The organism is Microbacterium sp. J1-1, from assembly GCF_024498615.1.
GTDB classification, from domain to species: Bacteria; Actinomycetota; Actinomycetes; order Actinomycetales; family Microbacteriaceae; genus Microbacterium; species Microbacterium aurugineum.
Genome location: NZ_CP089590.1, coordinates 3,408,444 through 3,430,544, shown reverse-complemented (window position 1 = coordinate 3,430,544; position 22,101 = coordinate 3,408,444). Strand labels below are relative to the sequence as shown.

Annotated in this window: 12 protein-coding genes and 1 rRNA gene; 7 read left to right on the top strand and 6 right to left on the bottom strand. The window is 67.4% G+C overall.

Translation table 11 applies throughout. From position 1 onward, the window contains the following. Window positions 1–188 precede the first annotated feature (188 nt). The 3 genes from LRQ07_RS16635 to LRQ07_RS16625 are packed head-to-tail and all read left to right on the top strand — an operon-like array spanning window position 189 to window position 5,877. Window positions 189–1,682: an FGGY-family carbohydrate kinase gene (locus LRQ07_RS16635; protein ID WP_256535255.1), complete on the top strand. Its 1,494-nt coding sequence runs from the start codon at window positions 189–191 to the stop codon at window positions 1,680–1,682. Beyond that, the gene (locus tag LRQ07_RS16630; RefSeq protein ID WP_256535254.1) at window positions 1,679–4,246 is read left to right on the top strand and encodes a GH116 family glycosyl-hydrolase; all 2,568 of its coding nucleotides are present in this window, start codon (window positions 1,679–1,681) and stop codon (window positions 4,244–4,246) included. Before LRQ07_RS16635 ends, LRQ07_RS16630 begins: the two co-directional genes overlap by 4 nt. Then, window positions 4,243–5,877 carry a fucose isomerase gene (locus tag LRQ07_RS16625; protein WP_256535253.1) on the top strand — a complete coding sequence of 545 codons (1,635 nt, stop codon included), beginning with the start codon at window positions 4,243–4,245 and terminating at the stop codon, window positions 5,875–5,877. The genes LRQ07_RS16630 and LRQ07_RS16625 overlap by 4 nt, the downstream gene beginning before the upstream one ends. Before the next feature lie 24 nt (window positions 5,878–5,901). On the opposite strand, the gene LRQ07_RS16620 is transcribed toward LRQ07_RS16625, so the two are convergent. After that, window positions 5,902–6,147 carry a hypothetical protein gene (locus LRQ07_RS16620; protein WP_047524493.1) on the bottom strand — a complete coding sequence of 82 codons (246 nt, stop codon included), beginning with the start codon at window positions 6,145–6,147 and terminating at the stop codon, window positions 5,902–5,904. Window positions 6,148–6,373: 226 nt separating this feature from the next. Here LRQ07_RS16620 and LRQ07_RS16615 point away from each other — a divergent pair, with 226 nt between their 5' ends. Further along, entirely contained in the window at window positions 6,374–7,582 is a 1,209-nt protein-coding gene (locus LRQ07_RS16615) for an endo-beta-N-acetylglucosaminidase H (protein WP_256535252.1), read from the top strand. Here the strand turns inward: LRQ07_RS16615 and LRQ07_RS16610 are convergent, their stop codons facing one another. The 4 genes from LRQ07_RS16610 to LRQ07_RS16595 are packed head-to-tail and all read right to left on the bottom strand — an operon-like array spanning window position 7,583 to window position 13,961. Beyond that, window positions 7,583–10,801 carry a GH92 family glycosyl hydrolase gene (locus LRQ07_RS16610; RefSeq protein WP_256535251.1) on the bottom strand — a complete coding sequence of 1,073 codons (3,219 nt, stop codon included), beginning with the start codon at window positions 10,799–10,801 and terminating at the stop codon, window positions 7,583–7,585. Further along, a complete protein-coding gene (locus LRQ07_RS16605; protein WP_256535250.1) occupies window positions 10,798–11,733 on the bottom strand; it encodes a carbohydrate ABC transporter permease in 936 nt (311 codons plus the stop codon). Before LRQ07_RS16605 ends, LRQ07_RS16610 begins: the two co-directional genes overlap by 4 nt. Then, window positions 11,730–12,656 (bottom strand): carbohydrate ABC transporter permease, encoded by a 927-nt coding sequence (locus tag LRQ07_RS16600; protein WP_131493597.1) that lies wholly within the window; start codon window positions 12,654–12,656, stop codon window positions 11,730–11,732. The genes LRQ07_RS16605 and LRQ07_RS16600 overlap by 4 nt, the downstream gene beginning before the upstream one ends. A 3-nt stretch (window positions 12,657–12,659) precedes the next feature. Then, complete coding sequence (locus LRQ07_RS16595; protein ID WP_256535249.1) at window positions 12,660–13,961, bottom strand: ABC transporter substrate-binding protein; 1,302 nt, start codon at window positions 13,959–13,961, stop codon at window positions 12,660–12,662. A 176-nt stretch (window positions 13,962–14,137) separates the two neighbouring features. Here LRQ07_RS16595 and LRQ07_RS16590 point away from each other — a divergent pair, with 176 nt between their 5' ends. After that, window positions 14,138–15,448 (top strand): glycoside hydrolase 5 family protein, encoded by a 1,311-nt coding sequence (locus tag LRQ07_RS16590; protein ID WP_256535248.1) that lies wholly within the window; start codon window positions 14,138–14,140, stop codon window positions 15,446–15,448. A 51-nt stretch (window positions 15,449–15,499) separates the two neighbouring features. Here the strand turns inward: LRQ07_RS16590 and LRQ07_RS16585 are convergent, their stop codons facing one another. Continuing rightward, window positions 15,500–16,531, bottom strand: coding sequence for a LacI family DNA-binding transcriptional regulator (locus LRQ07_RS16585; RefSeq protein ID WP_131493592.1), 1,032 nt, complete (start codon window positions 16,529–16,531; stop codon window positions 15,500–15,502). Between the two features lie 160 nt (window positions 16,532–16,691). On the opposite strand from LRQ07_RS16585, the gene LRQ07_RS16580 reads away from it, so the two are divergent. Together LRQ07_RS16580 and LRQ07_RS16575 are read left to right on the top strand one after the other, a co-directional pair. Further along, window positions 16,692–19,712 (top strand): alpha-mannosidase, encoded by a 3,021-nt coding sequence (locus LRQ07_RS16580; protein WP_256535247.1) that lies wholly within the window; start codon window positions 16,692–16,694, stop codon window positions 19,710–19,712. 574 nt (window positions 19,713–20,286) lie between these two features. Next, window positions 20,287–21,810, top strand: a 16S ribosomal RNA gene (locus LRQ07_RS16575). The last annotated feature ends 291 nt before the right edge of the window (window positions 21,811–22,101 follow it).

The following is a 22,101-nucleotide window of genomic DNA, read 5'->3' as shown; positions in this document are numbered from 1 at the left end:
ATCCTGCGAGTGAAAGCCCAGATTGTCACGGTATTCCGGTGCCGCATCGACGCGAACCCACGCTCTGTGGAGACCGCACTCCATGCGCGAAATGTGCAGGAACGACGTGGCTCCTTGCGGCATGAAATCGATTTCGCGTACAGTGGCCACAGGTTTCATATCCGAGCTCAGGATTCGAGGAGGACTCCATGCGCTGCACCCTCGGCGTCGACATCGGCACGTCCAGCAGCAAGGGTGTGCTCGTGGGCGTCGACGGCGAGATCATCGCGACGGCGACGCGCGCGCACGACGTCAGCCGCCCACGCACCGGCTGGGTGGAGATGGACGGCGACGTGTGGTGGGAGGAGTTCATCGCGATCACCCGCGAACTGCTCAGCGGAGCACCGGACGCGGAGGTCGTCGGGGTGGGGGTCAGCGGCATGGGGCCGTGCGTCCTCCTCGCCGACGATGACGACCTACCGGTGCGTCCCGCCATCCTCTACGGCGTGGACACCCGCTCCGCCGCACAGATCGACCGCATGACGACCGAGCTCGGTGCCGACGCGATCACGCGCGTCGGTGGATCCGTCCTGACCTCGCAGGCGGGTGGGCCCAAACTCCTGTGGGTGTCCGACGAGGAGCCGGCGGCGTGGGCCCGGGCACGGCGCTTGTTCATGCCGGCTTCCTGGCTCGCCAGGAAGCTCACCGGTGCATACGTCCTCGACCACCAGTCCGCGAGCCAGTTCTCACCGCTCTACGACATCGAGAATGAGGACTGGTACGACCCGTGGTGGAACACGTATGCGGGTGGCATCGAGAAGCCGAGGCTGCGGTGGGCGGGGGAGGTCGCCGGCGAGGTGACGGCGCCCGCCGCAGCCCTCACCGGTCTCCCGGCGGGTACGCCCGTGATCACGGGAACGATCGATGCGTGGACGGAGGCGGTCAGCGTCGGTGCGCACGAGCTCGGCGATCTGATGCTCATGTACGGCACGACGATGTTCCTCGTGGCGACGGGGGAAGACACCTTGCGCACGCCGTCGATGTGGACCACGGCGGGCGCCTTCGCGGGCACCCGCAACCTGGCCGGCGGCCTCTCCACCTCCGGAGCGCTGACCACCTGGCTGAAGGGGCTGACCGGCGCGGACTACCCCCGACTGCTCGCTGAGGCGGAGGAATCCGGTCCGGGCGCGGGAGGGCTCCTCCTGCTGCCGTACTTCGCGGGGGAGCGCACACCGATCCAGGACCCGGACGCCCGCGGCGTGATAGCCGGGCTGACCCTGGAGCACACGCGCGGTGACCTCTACCGGGCGGCGCTCGAGGCCACGGCGCTGGGGGTGCGGCACAACGTCGAGACCATGCGTGCGGCGGGAGCGGACATCCGGCGGATCGTCGCGGTCGGCGGCGGCACCCAGGGACGGCTCTGGCTGCAGGTGGTGTCCGACGTCACGGGCCTCGTGCAAGAGGTGCCGCAGACCACGATCGGTGCGAGCTACGGGGCGGCGTTCCTCGCAGCGGGCGCGATCGCCGCGCCGGGTCGGGCACCGGTCATCACGGACTGGAATCCGATCGTCCACTCCGTCAGGCCGGACGACACACGGCGCGCTCTCTACGATGACCTGTTCGACAAGTACCTGCGACTGTACGAGGGCTCGAAAGATGTGGTGCATGAGCTCGCCGCCGTGCAGCGGGGGGAATCCGCATGACCCGCGAACGACGCGCCCCGGGCATCCCGCACACGTCGCAGGCGACGGCCTTCCCGCTCGGCGGCATCGGAACGGGCAACGTCTCGATCGGCGCGCGCGGGGAACTGCGCGACTGGGAGTTCGAGAACCTTCCCGACAAGGGACGCCGCAATCCGTACTCCTTCTTCGCGATCCATGCCGCCCCGGAAGGAGGCGCGGCGGTCACCCGAGTCCTCGAGGCGAGGCTCAGCGGGCGACACGATGCCGACGCCGGATACGCGTTCGACCAGCTCGCAGGTCTTCCGCGCCTCGACGCGGCGACCCTGCACGGTGAGTACCCGGTGGTCGACGTCGACTTCACTGACCGGACGCTCCCGGTGGATGTGTCGTTGCACGCGTTCACACCGCTCGTGCCGCTCGACGCCGACGCCTCGGGCATCCCTGCGGCGGTCTTGCGGTACCACGTGACGAACCCCGGTTCCGTCCCGGTCGCGGTCACCGTGGTGGGCAGCGTCTCCCACACGGCGGGACGAGGAGCCCCCGGACCGGACGCCCCGTGGGGCATGCGTGCGACGCAGACGGTGCGATGGCGGGACGACGGCGACGTGCGCGGACTCGACTTCGGGATCGACCTGCCGGAGGACGACCCCGGCTACGGCACGCTGAGCCTCACCACCACGGACCGCTCCACGACGGTCAAGCCGCAGTGGGTCACGAGCTACTGGCCGGACGGAGCGCGTCTCTTCTGGAACGACCTGACCGATGACGGGCTGCTCGCGGCGGAGCCTCGGCTGACCCTGGAGGATCGCCCTCGCGGGCTGTTCGCCGAGCTCGATGCCGACGCGGAGGCCGCGCCCCTCACCGAGGAGGAGATGCTCGCCAAGCTCCCTCGGGTGCGTACCGGCTCACTCGGCGTCGTGCACACCGTGGGGCCCGGCGAGAGCCGCGACTTCGAGTTCGTGCTGTCGTGGAGCTTCCCGAACCGCCGCCGCGGGTGGAACGGGCACATCGTCTTCGCCGACCCGAACCTCGACGAGGTCGTGCGGAACCGCTACGCCGTCCTCTGGCCCGATGCGTGGGCGGCCGCCGCCCATCTGCACACGAACCTCGGCGAGCTGGAGAAAACGACGGATGCCTTCGTCGAAGCGCTGTACGGAGGGAGCCTCGATCCGGTGCTGGCCGACGCGGTCGGTGCGAACATCGCAGCTGTGCGATCCACGACCGGGTTCGTGGTCGAGTCGCCGAACGCGGAGCTGGGTCAGGGGCCGGTCTTCGCGGCGTGGGAAGGATCCTTCGACCACGGTGGCTCCTGCGAGGGCACATGCACGCACGTCTGGTCGTACGCGCAGACGCTCGCGTGGCTGTTCCCCTCTCTCGAGCGGAGTGCCCGTCGCGTGGAGTACCTGCTCGAGACCGATGCGGCCGGCGCGCAGAAGTTCCGCGGCAATCGCGTCTTCGGCGGACCCTCCTGGTTCATGGGGCCTGCCGTCGACGGGCAGCTGGGCACGCTCCTGCGCCTGCATCGTGAGTGGCGGTTCAGCGGTGATGACGACTTCCTCCGCGAGCTCTGGCCGGCCGCCGCCCGCACTCTCGACTATGCGATCCGCGAATGGGACCGCGACGGGGACGGGCTGCTCGACGGGGAGCTGCACAACACCTACGACATCGAGTTCCACGGTGCCGAGCCGCTCGCCAACGGCGTCTACCTCGCGGCCCTCCGCGCCGGGGCTCGGATGGCCGCCCACCTCGGCGAGCGCGAGCGCGCGGAAGGGTGGTCCGCGCGGGCCGACCACGTCGCTGCGGCGATGGACGAGACCCTGTGGAACGGGGAGTACTACCGCCAGGTCATCGACGACGTCGACGCGCACCGCTACCAGTACGGTGACGGCATCCTCACGGACCAGCTCCTCGGACAGTTCCACGCCTTCGTGAACGGACTCGGCTACATCCTCCCCGCCGACCGGGTCGGGTCCGCACTCGCCGCGATCGTCGCGCACAACCATCGGGACGACCTGACGGCCCACGAGAGCACGCAGCGGGTGTATGCCCTGAACGATGAAGGAGGGCTGCTGCTGGCGTCGTGGCCGCGCGGGGGTCGACCGTCGATTCCGTTCGTCTACTCCGACGAGGTCTGGACGGGCATCGAGCATCAGGTCGCCGCCTCGCTCCTCTACGCCGGTCGGGCCGAGGACGCGCTCCGCATCGAGCGTTCCCTGCGTGCCCGATACGACGGGACCCACCGCAATCCGTGGAACGAGATCGAATGCGGCAACCATTACGCCCGGTCGCTCGCGTCCTGGGCCCTGCTCCTCGCGGCGAGCGGAGTGCAGTGGGATGCCCCGACGCGTGTGCTGTCGTTCGCCCCGGCGGCCCCGGGGCCGTTCCGCAGCCTGTTCACGACGGGTACCGGCTGGGGACGCGTCGAGATCGACGACCACGCTCTGACCGTCCATGTCGACGGTGGTGTCCTCGACGTCGGCGAACTGCAGCTGTCCGGCGAGACCATCGGCCGCGATATCCGACTCCGAGCGGGCGCGTCGCACCGCTCCCCGCTCACCCCGACCCCAACACCGGAGGAATCATGACCACCTACACCCTGCCGGCCCCGGCATCGCGTCCGGCTGCCGCCCCGAAGACGGCCTACCTCATCACCTCGGGTGATCTGCGAGAGTCGGCGAACGTCGCGGGCTGGCCCACCCAGGTCGAGCTCGAGACCGGGGTCACCGGTGTGCTCGACGACCTCGGGTGGCAGGTGATCCGTCCCTTCGGCGTCGACCCCGCCACCGGTCACGGGTTCATCTCCAGTCAGCGCATGGGGCTCGAGGTCTTCCGGAGCATCCCGGTCGACGCGCCTCTGATCGTCGCGATCGCCAACTGGCAGTACTCCCACCATGTGCTCGCCGGTCTCCGCACCCACGAGGGCCCGATCCTCACGGTCGCGAACTTCGCCGGCGACTGGCCCGGCCTCGTCGGCCTCCTCGGCTTGAACGCGGGCCTCACCAAGATGGGCAAGCCGTACGCCACGACCTGGTCGGTCGACTTCACCGACGAGTGGTTCCGCAACGGCATCCGGGAGTGGACCGAGACGGGCTCCATCGCGCACGACGCCTCGCACGTGCGTCCCCTGCCGGAGCTGCCGGACAGCCCCGAGAAGCAGCTGGGCGAGGCGCTCGCCGCGGAGCTGCTCGCCGAGAAGGCCATCATCGGCGTGTTCGACGAGGGCTGCATGGGCATGTATAACGCGATCTTCGACGACGAGCTGCTCAACAAGACGGGCATCTACAAGGAGCGGCTGTCGCAGTCGGCGCTCTACGCCGAGATGCTCACCGTCACCGAAGACGAGGCGGACGCCGCGTACGACTGGCTGATCGATGCGGGCATGACGTTCCGCTTCGGGACGGATGCCGCCACCGAGCTCACGCGCGAGCAGGTGCAGTGGCAGTTGAAGATGTACATCGCCGCGCTTCGTATCGCGGACGACTTCGGCCTCGACGCCGTCGGGATCCAGTACCAGCAGGGTCTGAAGGACCTGGTGCCGGCGTCCGACCTGGCCGAGGGCATCCTGAACTCGACCGAGCGCCCGCCGGTGAGGTCGCGCGACGGTGCCCGGGTGCTGCACGAGGGACGCGCCTTCCCGCACTTCAACGAAGCGGATGAGGGCGTGGCGGTCGACGCGCTGGTGACCGACCGCGTGTGGCGTGCGATGGGACTCGTGCCGGACAACACGCTGCACGACGTGCGGTGGGGTGAGGAGTACGACGGGGAGTTCGTGTGGGTCTACGAGATCTCCGGCTCCGTCCCCGCCTCGCACCTGGGCGGGTGGCAGAACGCGGAGGGATGGCGTCAGGGCCACGTGTTCTTCCCGGCGGGCGGTGCGACGATCAACGGGGTCTCCCAGCCGGGGGAGATCGTGCTGTCGCGGGTGTTCATCGCCGACGGCGTCCTGCAGGCCGACATCATCCGTGCCTCGGTCGTCGAGCTCCCGGCCGACGAGACGCAGCGCCGGAAGGATGCCACGAACCCGGAGTGGCCGATCGCTCACGTGGTGCTGCACGGCGTCTCACGGGATCAGTTCATGGCCCGCCACAAGGCCAACCACGCGCAGCTCGTCTACGCACCGGATGCTGAGACGGCCGATCGGGCACTCATCGCGAAAGCCTCGATGTTCGCGGGGATGGGCATCCAGGTGAATCTGGTGGGCGACGTCACCCTCTGAGAGATCACGGGAAGCCCGGAGGGGTCACTGCGAGCGCCAGAACCGCACGGCGAGGTTCGTGAGCTCCTTGTCGAGGTCGTCGACCTTCGCCTCGATGCGGTCAAGGCGGTCGACGACGGCGTCGATGCGCGCGGAGAGCGTGCCGTGGATGCGATCGGTCTCGGCGCGGATGATGCGACTGAGCTGCGTGGTCATGAGCGTCATCCCGCCGAGCATGACGGCGGCGAACACTCCGATCAGCGTCCATACCTGCGGGTCGTTCAAGCGCATGCCTCCAGTGTCGTTCCGGACGGTCACGATGTCACGGTATTCCGGTTCCGGCGCGTGGAGAACCCGGCGCACGTGTAGAACCCACGGATCGCTGACCGGGTGCAGGAACAGACAGATGTCGTCCTTCGTCCGATCTGTACGGGCTTCTACTTAAGCGATATAGTCGGCGGCAGGTCGCGCTGATGCGGCCTGATCTCGATTTCGATGAAGAGGGAGACGATCTGCCATGAGTCGGCTACATTCCACGAAGCTTCACCGTCTACGACAGGGATTCACTGTCGCCGCGAGTGCGGTGATCGCGATGTCCTTCGTCGCGGGAGCCTCACCCGCGACCGCTGCAGAGGGGGCGGAGGCGGATCCCCAGCTCGCCGTCTATGTCGAGGTGAACTCGAACGATTTAGCCAACGTCGCCGACTACACGCTCGCGGATTCCGGGCGCGCCGCCGTCGACCTCGCGATGATCTTCGCCGCCAACATCAACTACGACGGAGAGAAGGCGTATCTGCACCTGAATGATCGGGTCACCGAGACGCTCCAGGACGCGGAGAACCAGATCCGTCCGCTGCAGGCACAGGGCACGAAGGTGCTGCTCTCCGTGCTCGGCAACCACCAGGGTGCGGGTTTCGCGAACTTCACCTCGTTCGCCGCGGCGGACGCCTTCGCCGCAGAGCTGGCCGATGCGGTGACGACCTACGGCCTCGATGGGATCGACTTCGACGACGAGTGGACGAACTACGGCGCGAACGGCACCCCACAGCCCAACGCGCAGTCGTTCGGCTGGCTGGCGACCGCGCTGCGCGAGCGCCTGGGATCGGACAAGATCATCAGCCTCTACGCGATCGGCCCGTCCTACACCACCACCGACTTCGATGCGTTCGACGTCGACGGTGTGATCGACTACGCCTGGAATCCCTATTACCCGACGTACGACGCCCCCACGGTGCCCGGGCTCGAAGATCGCACCCGCCTCGGTGCCGCTGCGATCGACCTGGCGAACACGAGCGCCGCGACCGCCGCGGACTTCGCCCGACGCACGGTCGCCGACGGATACGGGGTCTACGTGGCGTACAACCTGACCGCGACGGATCAGTCGGCGTACCTCTCGGGGATCACGCAGGAGCTCAAGGGGGAGCCGACCGAGTATCGCGCCGCTCCGCGGGATCGCACGGCTCCGACCGTGACCGTGAAGCCGGGGGAGGCGTTCACGACGGGATCTCCCGACGCGTACTCGAAGGTCAGCTTCAAGCTGTACGACGCCGGCAAGGTCGACAGGCTGTCGGTCAACGGTGTGCCGAAGGACCTGACCGATAACGCCTGGAGCGACCTGAACTTCGTGAAGCCGGGTGTCTTCGGTGGGGTGGCCGGAGCCAACGTGCTCGAGGTGTTCGACGCGTCGGGAAACCGCACCGAGGTGCTCTTCACCCTCACCAGGTGATCACGCGAGGTCGAAGAGCTCGATCTGACGGATCGTGACCTCGGACTCCGCACGCACGCGGAGCGCCGGGGTCACGGTCCGGTCGACCAGGGTGAACGGCGTCGTGCGGTCGGTCCGCAGTTCTTCCCGATGGGTCAGCGCCAGGGTCCGCCAGTGCCCATCCGGGCCGAGGGCCTCCCAGTGCAGCGCGGCAGAGGAGGCGGAGGCGGTCGTCGTCACCGTGACGTCGCTGATCCCGCGAGCCTCGGGGAACCGCCACCCCACCCAGTCGCCGGGGCGCAGGACGACGCCAGGACGACCCGAGGGAGCCCCGTCGTCGAACACCCGCTCGGGGTGGGCGACGAGAGCCGAGGCGATCACCTCGCCCTCGCCCTCGCCCTCTGTCGCGGTCAGATCGGCGCACCAAGGGACCGCAGGGAGGACGGGAGAGCGCCCGGACTTCTCGAGCGCGGACGCCGGGTCGTCCCCGAACGTGAGGTCGAGGACGGCATCCCCCACGAGCGCATCGATCGGGAGGTCCGCGGAGGCGAGGGATACGTCGTCGAGAGATGCCTCCTGCAGGATGTGGGCCCCGGCGGACCGTCGCCGGGAGCGGATCCGGAGGGAGGAGCCGTCCCCCCGATCCACCCGGATGTCGTCGAAGAGCGGCGAGCCGATCCGCAGGTGGCCCGATGCGAGCTCCAGCGGGTACAGCCCGAGTGCGCCCCACAGCCACCAGGCGCTCATCTCCCCGTTGTCCTCGTCGCCCGGGAAACCCTGACCGATGTGGGCCCCGGCGAACAGCCGCCCCGCGAACTCATGGACGAGCGGAGCCGACTGCCACGGGCGGTCGCTGAACGCGTACATGAACGGGATGTGGTGTGCCGGCTGGTTGGAGAGCGCGCACATCCCGGAGCGCAGGGCCCTGGCCTCCCGTTGCTCATGGATCACGGTGCCGTATGCGCCGGCGAACCGTTCGTCCGCGGTCTCGGGTTCGGCGAACAGGGCATCGAGGTGACGGCCGAGCCCGACAGGTCCGCCGTGGAGGGCGGCGAGCCCGGCTCCGTCGTGCACCGCCCCCACCGACATCCCCCAGGCGTTCGTCTCGACGTTGTCCCCGCCCCAGGCCCGCGGGTCGAACTCCGGAGCGAACGCCCCGCGCGAATCCCGCCCGCGGAAAAACCCGGTGCCGTCGTCGAAGAGCTGTCGATACGACTGGGAGCGGTTGGCGAAGTAGCGTGCGAAGCAACGGTAGCGAGCGGCTTCCTCGGCCGATCCGGCGCCGATGGCGAGCTGCAGGGCGAACCGGCCGAGGGCGGCATCGCTGAGTGCGTTCTCGATGCTCCAGCTCATACCCTCGGGCGTCTCCGACGAGATGTAGCCGGTGAATCGGCCGCGATCGATGCCCTTGCGTCCCCGTCGCGCATCCGGACCCGGCTCGCACGCGTTGCGCCATCCGCTGTCGAACGCGCTTTCGCGGTCGAAGCTCACACCCCAGCGCGCGGCATCGGCGAAGATCTGGTCGCTGGACGTGCCGACCATGCTGTCCACGTAACCGGGCGCGCTCCACCGCGCCATCCATCCTCCGCGTCGATACTGTTCGAGCTGGCCGTCGAGCAGCCTGCCGGTCGATGCGGGATCGAGCAGGGCGAGCGCCGGCCACTCGGTGCGGTAGGTGTCCCAGTAGCCGTTGTTCACGACGAGTTCTCCGTCGGCGACCGTGTCGACCGAGTCGGAGAAGACGTCCGCGAATCGCCAGCGCGGCTCCGCCGCGGTCGCGACGTTCTCCCCGGCGCTGTTGGGGTACAGGTGCATCCGATGCAGTGCTGCGGCGATCCGGGCGCGGTGCTCCTCATCGGCGAGACCGCGGTAGGGGATCTCCTCCGCCGGCAGCGGGGGGATCGACACCCGGCCCAGCAGGCGATTCCAGATCGCGGCGCCCTCGGCGCGCAACTCCTCGAAGGGACGGGTCGGGGGCGCCTCGGTCTCCAGGGCGTGCCGGGCCTGGGCGACGGAGAGGAAGGAGATCCCGATCCGTAGTTCGAGCGATCCGCGTCCGCCCACATACCCGGCGACCCGACCGCGTCCGTCGTCGTCGAGCGGGCCGCGCTCGATCACGCCGTCGTCCGCGCGGCGCAGGGTGGTGCCGGCGAAGAAGCACCGGGGCGCGTTGCCCCAGTCCGCCGAGCCCTCCGGGATCCATCCCTCGAACCCGTCTGCGCCGGTCCAGGTGAGCTGGCCCTCATCGGTGAGCTGATCGATGACGAAGCCCATCGGGGTGTCGGGGTCCGCGCACCGCACCCGGAAGGCGGCAGCGTGCATCGTCGCGGTCATCTCGACGGTCAGACTATCGCCGAGGTCCGCCGCGTACTCGTGCGGACGCGCGCGTTCGGACCCCGGGACGATCCAGCGCCGCCGTCGCTCGCGGCTCGACACCGGATCTGCCAGATAGGGCATCAGCTGCAGCACCGAGCGATCGCCGATCCAGGGACTCGGCTGGTGGGAGAACTGGAGGGCTTCGAGTCGGCGTCCCTGCGCGTCGTCGTGCACGAAGGGACGGTACGGCCACCGGGAGTCGGCTGCGTCGGTGGCCGGCGTGACGAAGGTGAACCCGTGCGGGAGAGCGACGGCGGGGATGGTGTTGCCCCGCGAGAAGCGCGGTCCCGCATGCGTGCCGCGTCGGGTGTCGACGCGGTCGACGGGGGTGGGGGTGCGGGTGGGATCGCCCGGTGCGATCCGCTCCTCGACCAGGACCTGCACGAAGCCGGTGACGCCTCCGGCATCCGCCTCGTCGGACAGCGCGTCGGCGCCGAGCACGAGTTCGACCGTGCCGCGTCCTCCGGTGCGGGGAGCGAGCGAGACGGTGTCCGCATTCCACTGCTCCGGCATGCTCCAGCGCGCGGCGAACTGGGCATCGGCGGTGATCGGGAAGCCGTAGCGGTCGCGGACCGCGGAGTCGTCGCTCAGCCGTGATCCGTCGTCGAAGCGCACGTCGGCCGAGACCGCGAGGGCGGCGTGTGGTGCCAGGGTCGCTGCCGGGCCGTCGGCGTAGAAGGCCCAGTGCAGCACCGTGTGGGGTGTGATCGCGATGTCGGCGAGACCCGGGGCATCGATCCGCTGCACCCCGCCGGTCGGGTCGAAGGCGAAGGCGAACACCGCACCCGGGAGCACTCCCGAGCGCGGGCGGGAGGACGGGGGATCGGCCGGCCCATCCGCCGGGAGGAGCTGCACGGCGTTCACCCCTTGATCGCGCCCTCCTGCACGCCCTTGAAGAAGAACCGCTGCGTGAAGGAGAACATGATCACGATCGGCACGAGGGCGATCATGGTGCCGGCCGCGATGAGGCGCGGATCCACGGAGAAGCTGCTGTTGAGGTAGGCCATGCCCACCGTCAGTGTGTACTTCGAGGGATCGGACAGGACGATGAGCGGCCACAGGTAGTCGTCCCAGGCACCGATGAAGGCGAAGATCGCGACCACGGAGACCATGCCGCGGATGTTCGGCCAGACGATGTGGCGGATGCGCTGCCACGTGGTGGCCCCGTCGACCGTCGCGGCGTCCAGCACGTCCTTCGGGATCATGCGGCACGCGGTGGCGATCAGGAGCACGTTCATCGCGCTGATCGCTCCGGGGAGGAAGACGCCCCAGAGGGTGTCCGCGAGTCCCAGTGCGCGGATGGTGAGGAAGTTGCTGGTCACCGTCACCTCGCCGGGGAAGAGCAGAGTGGACAGGAGGATCCCCATCACGATCCACTTGCCCCGGAATCTCATGCATCCCAGCGCGTATCCGGCGAACGTCGACAGCACGACGTTGCTCACGACGGTCCCGACCGAGACGAGCAGCGAGTGCCAGGCGTAGAGGTAGACCGGGACGATGTCGGCGACCTTGCTGTAGTTCTGCAGCGTGGGTTCGCGGGGGATGAGCTCGGGCGGGAAGGAGTAGATGTTCTCCTGAGGGCCCTTGAAAGAGGTGGACAGCTGCCAGACGAACGGCCCGATCACGAGGAACAGGACGAACAGCAGCAGCGCATAGCGCCCGATCAGTCCGCCGAGGCTGGGTGTGCTGAAGTCTCCGGAGCCGCGACGGCGGAAGATGCGCTCGCGCGTGGGCGACACAGGGCCGTCGGTGAACCGGGTGTCGTCGGCCGGGCGCTGCGGGGTGAGGGTGCTCATGCGGAGACCTTCGCCTTCTTCTCACGGTTCATGACGGCGATCGCGGCGAGTGGCACGAGGGTGAGCAGGAACAGCGCCACGCTGATCGCGGAGGCGTAGCCGATGTTCCCGTTCAGGCCGGACCCCACCTGGCGGATGAGCATCACGAGCGACATGTCGTACCCGCCGGGCCCTCCGGTGCTCTTTGACAGCACGTCGAGTTCGGCGAAGACCCGCATCGCGGACACGGCGATGAGCACCGCGATGAGGAGCATGGCTCCTCGCACCGACGGGATCGTGACCGAGAGGAAGCGGCGGAAGGCCCCGGCTCCGTCGAGCATCGCGGCCTCGTGCAGCTCCTTGCCGACGTTCCCGAGCGCGGCGAGGTACACGACCATGTAGTAGCCCAAGCCCTTCCAGACCGTGAGCAGGATCGCGCAGCCCAGCAGCAGCCAGCGATCGACGAGGAAGGCCATCGGCTTGTCGATCAGACCGAGGAACTCCAGCGTCTGGTTGATGATGCCGCGGCTGTCGAAGAGCCAGGTCCAGATGAGGGCGACCACGACCACCGAGGCGATCACGGGGAAGTAGAACGTGGTGCGGAAGAACGAGATGCCCGGGAGCTTCTTCTGCACCAGCAGGGCGAGGAGGAGGGGGAGGATCGTGAGCAGGGGCACGCACACGACCACGTAGATGAGGCACGTGGTCAGCGCATTCCAGAACATCTCGTCGCCGAACATGCGCTCGTAGTTCGCTCCCCCCACGAACTCGGGCGTTCGCAGCGGCCGGGCGTCGGTGAAGCTGAGGAAGACCGTGTTGAGGAACGGCCAGAGCGCGAACACCAGCACCCAGGCGACGGCGGGGCCCAACAGCAGCCACGGAGTGAACCATCGGTGGGATCTCATCGACGATCCGCGGTCGCGGATGCCGGTGTTCGCGCGCATGGCTTACTGGTCCACGCGGTTGGCGTTGGCGTACTCGACGATCTTGTCGAGCTGGGCCTTGGCGTCCGCTTCACCGTTGACGGCGAGGGCGATCTGCTGGGTCATGTAGGTCGCCATGTCAGAGGTCCACTGGAACGGCAGGGCCTTCGCATCCTTCATCGCGCCGAACACGGTGTCGATCGCCGCGAGCTGCTTCTCGTCGGTGACCGAGGACGCGATGTTCTCGACGACCTCATCCCCGCCGTCCGCGGTGCCGGGAGCGGTGCCGACGGCGAGCGACGAGAAGGCCACCTGGTTCTCCTGGTTCGTCGCGAACTCGGCGAACGCGAGTGCGGCCTCCTTGTTGTCGGAGTCGGCCGAGACGTTGAGACCCTGCACATAGAGGGGTGCGACCCCGAGGCGAGGGGTCGCCACCGTGTTCTCGAGCAGTGCGGGTGCATCCTTCTGCAGGTCGGTCGTGAAGCCGGTGCCGCCCGTCGTGAAGGCCACCTTCTCCTGGATGTAGGCCTCGGCGTTTCCGCCGTAGTCGCCGGTCAGAGCCTCGGCGGGCATGGCTCCGGCTGCGTAGGCGTCGGCGTACTTCTGGATGATCGCGGCGGCTTCGTCGGTGTTGAAATCGAACTCGCCGTCGGCATTGATGACCTCCATGCCCGCCGCCGTGAAGGTGTCGAGCGCGGGAATGGAGGACAGGAGCTGGACCTTGCCGCCGGATTCCGTGGCCACCTCCTCGGCGAGGGTGAGGAGCTCGTCGACCGTGGTCGGGAGGTTGTCCTCCGTGACGCCGTACGGGGCGAGCTGTGCGAGGTTCCACCACGAGGCGTCGCTGGAGAGGTACCAGGGCAGGCCGTAGGTGCCGTCGATGCCTGGGTACGCGCTGTACGCCTCCCACGCGCCGGCGTTGTAGGCGGACTCCAGCTCGGGATCGGCGGTGTGGAGGTCGACGAGCTTGCCCGCAGCGACCAGCGGATACGCGATGTCCGGCGGCAGGTTCAGCACGTCCGGGAGCGTGTCGGCGTTCGCCTGGCTCAGGATCTTCTCCTGGTAGCCGTCTCCCGGCTGGTCGAGCCACTCGACGGTGACGTCCGGGTGCTCCTTCTCGAACGCATCGATCAGATCCTCGAAGTACGGGGTGAACTTCTCGTTCTTGAGCGACCACGTCTGGAACTGGATCGTGCCGCTCAGCTCGCCGGACGTGTCGATGGGGCCCGAGGCGCCGGATGCCCCTCCGCCTCCCGTGCAACTGGTCAGCGCCAGAACGCCGATGCTGAAGGCTGCCAGAGCGACAATGCGTGTGGGAGATTTCATCGTGCTTCTTCCTCGAGGCGGGCGATTCCGCGTGGTGTCCGGTCGACGGACTACAACGCTTTAGCAGATGAAACCATCCGATTCTCCTTCTGTCAAGAAGTGTGTGCGAGCGCCGGTGCTCAAGCGTTATAGTGGTGCAGATCCGTCCCCCTCGGGGCTTGTCCGAAAGGTCCTCCATGACGCAGCGCGGCGCCCTCGATGCTCCCCTGAGATTCGGGGCGAACTACACGCCGTCGAAGAACTGGATGCACTCCTGGCTCGACTTCACCCCGGACGATGTGCGTCGCGACTTCGCGGCTCTCGCGGAGCTGGGGCTCGATCACGTCCGGGTCTTCCCGCTGTGGACCGTGCTGCAGCCGAATCGCACCCTCATCCGCGAGAAGGCGGTCGACGACGTGCGTGCGGTGGTCGACATCGCAGGCGAGTTCGGGATGGATGCGAGCATCGACGTGGTCCAGGGCCATCTGTCGAGCTTCGACTTCGTGCCGTCGTGGCTGTACACGTGGCACGACAAGAACATGTTCACCGATCCCCGAGCGCTCGAGGGTCAGGTCGCGCTCGTCGACAGGCTCGGCCGGGCGCTGCGCGATGCCCCCAACTTCCTCGGGCTCACCCTCGGGAACGAGACGAACCAGTTCTCCGCGCACACCCATCCGTCGCCCTGGCCGGTGACGCCGGACGAGGCGGGCGGCTGGATCTCCGCCCTGCTGTCGGCAGCCGACGCCGCAGCGCCCGGCTTCCCGCACGTCCACAGCGAGTACGACGCCGTCTGGTACATGGACGGCCACGGCTTCACGCCGGCCCACGCGTCACGCTTGGGCGCCATGACCACGATCCACTCCTGGATCTTCAACGGCACCGCCCAGCGCTACGGAGGACGATCGATCGCCTCCGACCGGCACGCCGAGTACCTGATCGAGCTCTCCCGCGCGTTCGCCACCGATCCGGACAGGGTGGTGTGGTTGCAGGAGGTCGGCGCCCCGTCGAACTGCCTGACGGAGGACGAGATGCCGGACTTCCTGGAGGCGACCGTGCGCTCCGCGCTGCGCACCGACAACCTCTGGGGCGTCACGTGGTGGTGCTCGCACGACGTCAGTCGCGACCTGGGTGACTTCCCCGAACTCGAGTACACCCTCGGCCTGATCGATCAGAACGGTGGGGCGAAGCCCCTCGGTCGACGCTTCGCCGAGGTGATCCCCGAGCTGCGGCAGCGCGTCGCGGCACCGCCGCGGGAGACGGCGATCGTGGTGGAGGTCGACGAGCGCGAGGTGCCCGTGAGCCGGGCGGCGCTGAGCCCGGGTGGTCCCGTGTTCCAGGCCTGGGTCGACGCCTGTGCCGCGGGGCTCGACCCGGCCGTGATCACGTCGCGTGACGCGCTCGATCCCGCCGTGCGGGAGGCCCGTGGCATCCGCCGGCTCATCCGCCCCGATCTGCGGGCGGGCGCGGTCGATCCCTACGGGTCGGTCAACACCGTGGTCGACGCCTGACGTTCAGGACGCCTGACGTTCAGGACCCCTGACGTTCAGGACGCCTGACGTTCAGTCGGTGCGCGTGGGCGGGGCCGTGCTCTCGCGCGCCGTGAGAACGGGAGTCGGGCCTTCGACGCTCGGCAGGTTCGCGCCCGCTTCGATCTGCTGGAGCAGCAGGGTGGCGGCGCGCTCGCCGAGTTCGAAGGTGTCGCGCGTCATCGCCGTGATCGACGGGTTGATGAGCCCCGCGATGACCGAGTCGTCGAAGGAGGCCAGTGAGACGTCGCGGGGAACCCTGCGTCCCATCTCCTGTGCGACGCGGAGACCGGCGACCGCCATCACGTCGTTGTCGTAGACGATCGCGGTGGGTCGCCGCCGTCCGGAGAGCAGCGCCCGCGTGACGGCGGAGGCGCGGGCGGGGGAGAAGTCGGTGGTGATGACCTCGCCCTCCACGCCATCGGCCGACAGGCGTTCCAAGACCTCGGCCCGCAGCCGGGTGTGTTCGAGCTCCGCCGGTCCCGCCACGTAGGCGATGTGCACGTGCCCGAGCGCGGCGAGATAGGAGTAGAGCGTCTCCGCCACCGTGTCGTCGCCGATCCACACGCTGGGCACCGTCCCGTCGGGAGACGGCTTCGACCCGATCATCACGGCGCGGGCGTCGAGGGCGGCGATGCGGTCGGCCCGAGGATCGTCGTCGCGCGGGTCGATGAAGATGAAACCGTCGACCTGGTTGGACGAGCGCCACTGCCGATGCACCTCCATCTCCTCCGCGATGTCCGCCACCAGACGCAGCTGCAGACTGACCTTGCTCTCGGAGAGACGCGATTCGATACCGGCGATGAGGTCGGTGAAGAAGGCCTCCGATCCGAGGGAGCGGGCGGGGCGCGCCAGTGCGAAGCCGACGGTGTTCGCCCGCGCACCGACGAGGGCGCGTGCCGCTGAACTCGGCTGCCAGCCGTTCTCCTCGACGACGGCGAGGATCCGTTGCCGGGTCTCCTCGCTCACTCCGGGGCGCCCGTTCAAGGCGAAGGAGACGGCGCCGGGGGAGACGCCGGCCATGCGCGCGATGTCGGCGATCGTGACGCGCTTCGCCGGACTCATAGTCCCTCACCCTACTTGATCGGTTTAGCCCGGTGGAAGGCGGATCGAGTGTGTTCTAGACTCGCCACTAGATCGTTTTAGTAAATCGGATAGCATTCATCACACGGGTTCGCGGCGACGTCCCGCGAACCTGCCCTCACCGTCGAGTCGGAGATCCCCTATGCATGACGACACCTCGCTCACCGTCGGCCGCGTCAAGCGTGTGCTGGAGGAGCGCATCCGCCCGTCGATCCACTCGGCGTCGGTGCCGCTGCAGGTCGAGATCCACGAACTGCCCGGGGAGCCGATCGCACCGGCGGAAGGGCTCGCCCTCGACTACACCGCCGGTTCCGTGGGCGCCCCGTGGGGACCGGCCTGGGGAACCACGTGGTTCAAGCTCACCGGGCGGGTGCCGTCCGAGTGGGCCGGCCGCAAGGTCGAGGCGCTGATCGACCTCGGGTTCGATGTGAACATGACGGGCTTCCAATGCGAGGCCCTCGCCTACCGACCGGGCGGCAGGGGGTCCGACCCGATCCCGGTGAAGAGCATCAACCCGCGAAACCAGTGGGTCCCGATCGTCGAGACGGCAGCGGGCGACGAGCCGGTCGAGCTGTACCTCGAGGCGGCTTCCAACCCGGTGCTCCTGGACTACCACCCCTTCCTCCCGACGCAGGAGGGCGACATCCTCACGTCCTCGAAGGAACCGCTCTACCGCGCCCGGCGGATGGATCTGGCGGTGTTCGAGCAGGAAGTGTTCGACCTGGCGCTCGACCTCGAGGTGCTCTTCGAGCTGCAGGCGGAGCTGCCGGCGACCTCGCCCCGTCGCATGCGCATCCTGCAGGCCATGGACGATGCGCTCGACGTCCTCGACCTGCAGCACATCGTCGCCACCGCGTCCGACGCCCGTGCCCGCCTGACCGAGGTGCTGGCCGCACCCGCCGAGGCGAGTGCGCACCGGATCTCGGCCGTCGGTCACGCGCACATCGATTCGGCGTGGCTGTGGCCCGTGCGCGAGACGATCCGCAAGGTCGCACGCACGACCTCGTCGATGACGGCTCTGCTGGAGGAGCAGTCCGAGTTCCGGTACGGCATGTCCAGCGCACAGCAGTACGCCTGGATCAAGGAGCACCGCCCCGAGGTGTGGGAGCGGGTCAAGGCCGCGGTCGCCGAAGGGCGCTTCCTGCCCCTGGGCGGCATGTGGGTCGAGTCCGACACCGTGATGCCGACGGGGGAGTCGCTCGTGCGGCAGTTCTCGCAGGGTCAACGGTTCTTCGAGCGCGAGTTCGGCATCCGGTCCAAGGGCGTGTGGCTCCCGGACAGCTTCGGTTACTCGCCCGCCCTGCCGCAGCTGATGCGCCGCGCCGGGTTCGAGTGGTTCTTCACGCAGAAGATCTCGTGGAACCAGCAGAACGTCTTCCCGCACCACTCCTTCCTCTGGGAGGGCATCGACGGGTCGCAGGTGTTCACGCACTTCCCGTCGATGGACACCTACAACTCGCAGTTGAGCGGCATGGAGGTCGCGAAGGCCGCCCGGCAGTTCAAGGAGAACCGGGTCAGCTCGCGCTCGATCGCCCCGGTCGGCTGGGGTGACGGCGGTGGCGGCACGACCCGCGAGATGACGGGCAAGGCCGAACGCCTCCGCGACCTCGAGGGCAGCGCGCAGGTGGTGTGGGAGCATCCGGACGACTTCTTCGACGCCGCGAGGGCCGAGCTGCCGCGTCCGGCGGTGTGGGTGGGGGAGCTTTACCTCGAGCTGCACCGCGGAACGCTCACCAGCCAGCACGCCACCAAGGCACTGCACCGCTGGGCCGAGCACGCGCTGATCGAGGCGGAGCTGTGGGCGGCGACGGATACGGTGCGCACCGGTGCCGCCTACCCGCAGGCCGAGTTCGACCGCTTGTGGCAGACCGTTCTCCTGCACGAGTTCCATGACATCCTCCCGGGGACCTCGATCGCCTGGGTGCACCGCGAGGCCGTCGCCGTGCTGACGGACGTGCTCTCGGATGCGCAGGACATCGCGGGTGCCGCCCGACGCTCGCTCGCGGGCGAGGGCGATCGCGAACTGCGGTTCGAGCCGACCTCGGTCGGGCGCGCGGGGGGACAGGGGCACGCTCTCGGCGCGGCGTTCCTTCCCGAGGCGACCCCCGCTGCCGTCTCGCTCTCGCAGGAGGACGACGGCTGGCGGCTGGAGAACGAGCTCGTCTCGGTGCGCGTGTCCGCCGACGGTCTGATCGTCTCCGCCGTCGACAAGGCATCGGGGCGCGAGGCGGTCGCTGCGGGAAAGGCCGCGAACCTGTTCCAGCTCCACCAGGACTTCCCGAACATGTGGGACGCCTGGGACATCGATCGCTATTACCGTAACAGCGTCGACGACCTCACCGCCGTCACGTCGATCGAGGCGACCATGGTCGGCACCGTGGCGAAGATCGTGGTCGTGCGCCCGTTCTCGGAGTCGACCATCACGCAGACGATCCTTCTCGCACCCGACTCGCGGACCGTGCTGCTGCGCAACGAGATCGATTGGCACGAGACCGAGAAGCTGCTCAAGCTCGCCTTCCCGCTCGACATCCAGGCGGCGCACACCGAGGCCGAGACGCAGTTTGGCTACCAGTCGCGGGTGACGCACACCAACACCAGCTGGGAGGCGGCGAAGTTCGAGACGTCGATGCACCGGTTCGTCCTGGTGCGCGAGCAGGACTTCGGCGTCGCACTCGTGAACGACTCGATCTACGGCTACGACACATCCCGCGAGGTGTCGGAGGATGCGGTGACGACCACGGTGAGGCTCTCGCTGCTGCGTGCCCCGCGGTTCCCCGACCCCGACACCGACCACGGCCACCACGAGATCGAGGTCGGCTTCGTGATCGGGGCTGACGCCGAGATCGCGACGGCCGAGGGCATCCGGATCAACGCGCTCCCCACCGTCGTGCGGGGTGCGCGGGAGGTCGAACCCCTGGTGTCGGTCCGGGGTGAGGGGATCGTCGTGTCGGCGGTCAAGCTCGCCGACGACGGATCGGGTGACGTGATCGTGCGCGTGTACGAGGCGCTCGGGCGACGCACGGCCGGCGAGCTGACGGTCGGGTTCGAGCACCGCGGGGTGCGCGAGGTGAGTCTGCTCGAGGACGACATATCGGGCGCGCGCACCGGCGGGGACCTGCGACTGCGTCCGTTCGAGGTGCGCACGCTCCGCATCGCCCGCTGAGCAGAGATCCGCGGCGTGCGGGATCGAAAACGCGCCGGAAAACCGGCGCGGAGGCGCGGTTTCGATCCCGCAAGCCGCCGCCGGACGCGCACGACACGCCCGGCGGTCGAGCCTGATTTGCCCGATCCCCGGGATCCGCGTAACTTATTACCTGTTCGCCCCAAACGGTTGAGCGGAGGTCCTCGGACCGGCTCCCGTCAAGCAGCTAACACCTCCCGAATCCCAGACACTCACTGAGTGAACAGGATGAAGGTGCTGACTCGTTCCCTCACTCAGGCCGAAGAAAATCGGACTTGACAACGGGGATGAGATCGGTAAGATAGAGAAGTTGCCCTGCGGGCCTGGTTGTGATGACTGGGTCGTGGGAGCATCCGATCCTTGAGAACTCAACAGCGTGCACTTGTCAAATGCCAAATTATCCTCGTCTAGCTTCGGCTGGGTGAGAATTCCTTTGGATCAAAGACCAGCCCTTCCGGGGGCTGGCAATGGATGAAGTCAGCAATGAATTTGTCTCTTTGGTCAGCATCAAACTCGCTGCGTTCATCGTTTTCCCGGTGTTCGTATGCATTTCTTTTTTACGGAGAGTTTGATCCTGGCTCAGGATGAACGCTGGCGGCGTGCTTAACACATGCAAGTCGAACGGTGAACACGGAGCTTGCTCTGTGGGATCAGTGGCGAACGGGTGAGTAACACGTGAGCAACCTGCCCCTGACTCTGGGATAAGCGCTGGAAACGGCGTCTAATACTGGATATGTGACGTGATCGCATGGTCTGCGTCTGGAAAGAATTTCGGTTGGGGATGGGCTCGCGGCCTATCAGCTTGTTGGTGAGGTAATGGCTCACCAAGGCGTCGACGGGTAGCCGGCCTGAGAGGGTGACCGGCCACACTGGGACTGAGACACGGCCCAGACTCCTACGGGAGGCAGCAGTGGGGAATATTGCACAATGGGCGCAAGCCTGATGCAGCAACGCCGCGTGAGGGACGACGGCCTTCGGGTTGTAAACCTCTTTTAGCAGGGAAGAAGCGAAAGTGACGGTACCTGCAGAAAAAGCGCCGGCTAACTACGTGCCAGCAGCCGCGGTAATACGTAGGGCGCAAGCGTTATCCGGAATTATTGGGCGTAAAGAGCTCGTAGGCGGTTTGTCGCGTCTGCTGTGAAATCCGGAGGCTCAACCTCCGGCCTGCAGTGGGTACGGGCAGACTAGAGTGCGGTAGGGGAGATTGGAATTCCTGGTGTAGCGGTGGAATGCGCAGATATCAGGAGGAACACCGATGGCGAAGGCAGATCTCTGGGCCGTAACTGACGCTGAGGAGCGAAAGGGTGGGGAGCAAACAGGCTTAGATACCCTGGTAGTCCACCCCGTAAACGTTGGGAACTAGTTGTGGGGTCCATTCCACGGATTCCGTGACGCAGCTAACGCATTAAGTTCCCCGCCTGGGGAGTACGGCCGCAAGGCTAAAACTCAAAGGAATTGACGGGGACCCGCACAAGCGGCGGAGCATGCGGATTAATTCGATGCAACGCGAAGAACCTTACCAAGGCTTGACATATACGAGAACGGGCCAGAAATGGTCAACTCTTTGGACACTCGTAAACAGGTGGTGCATGGTTGTCGTCAGCTCGTGTCGTGAGATGTTGGGTTAAGTCCCGCAACGAGCGCAACCCTCGTTCTATGTTGCCAGCACGTAATGGTGGGAACTCATGGGATACTGCCGGGGTCAACTCGGAGGAAGGTGGGGATGACGTCAAATCATCATGCCCCTTATGTCTTGGGCTTCACGCATGCTACAATGGCCGGTACAAAGGGCTGCAATACCGTGAGGTGGAGCGAATCCCAAAAAGCCGGTCCCAGTTCGGATTGAGGTCTGCAACTCGACCTCATGAAGTCGGAGTCGCTAGTAATCGCAGATCAGCAACGCTGCGGTGAATACGTTCCCGGGTCTTGTACACACCGCCCGTCAAGTCATGAAAGTCGGTAACACCTGAAGCCGGTGGCCTAACCCTTGTGGAGGGAGCCGTCGAAGGTGGGATCGGTAATTAGGACTAAGTCGTAACAAGGTAGCCGTACCGGAAGGTGCGGCTGGATCACCTCCTTTCTAAGGAGCATCTGACGCTTCGGCGTCCAGAACCCAGATCGAAGGCATACGTTCTTCGCTGGGAGCTCATGGGTGGAACATTTGACATGGCATCGAGATCTGATCTTGGAATGAGTACGCCGCTTGCGGTTGGAAGGTTCTGGGTGAGGGGGTCGGTGCCTGCACGCTGTTGGGTCCTGAGGGACCGGATGCGCTTTGACCTTCGGGTTGGAAGCATTTGGTTACTCTGGGCCTTTCGTTGTTTCCCCGGTGGGGAAGCGGTGAGGGGTACCGCCCGTACTTTGAGAACTA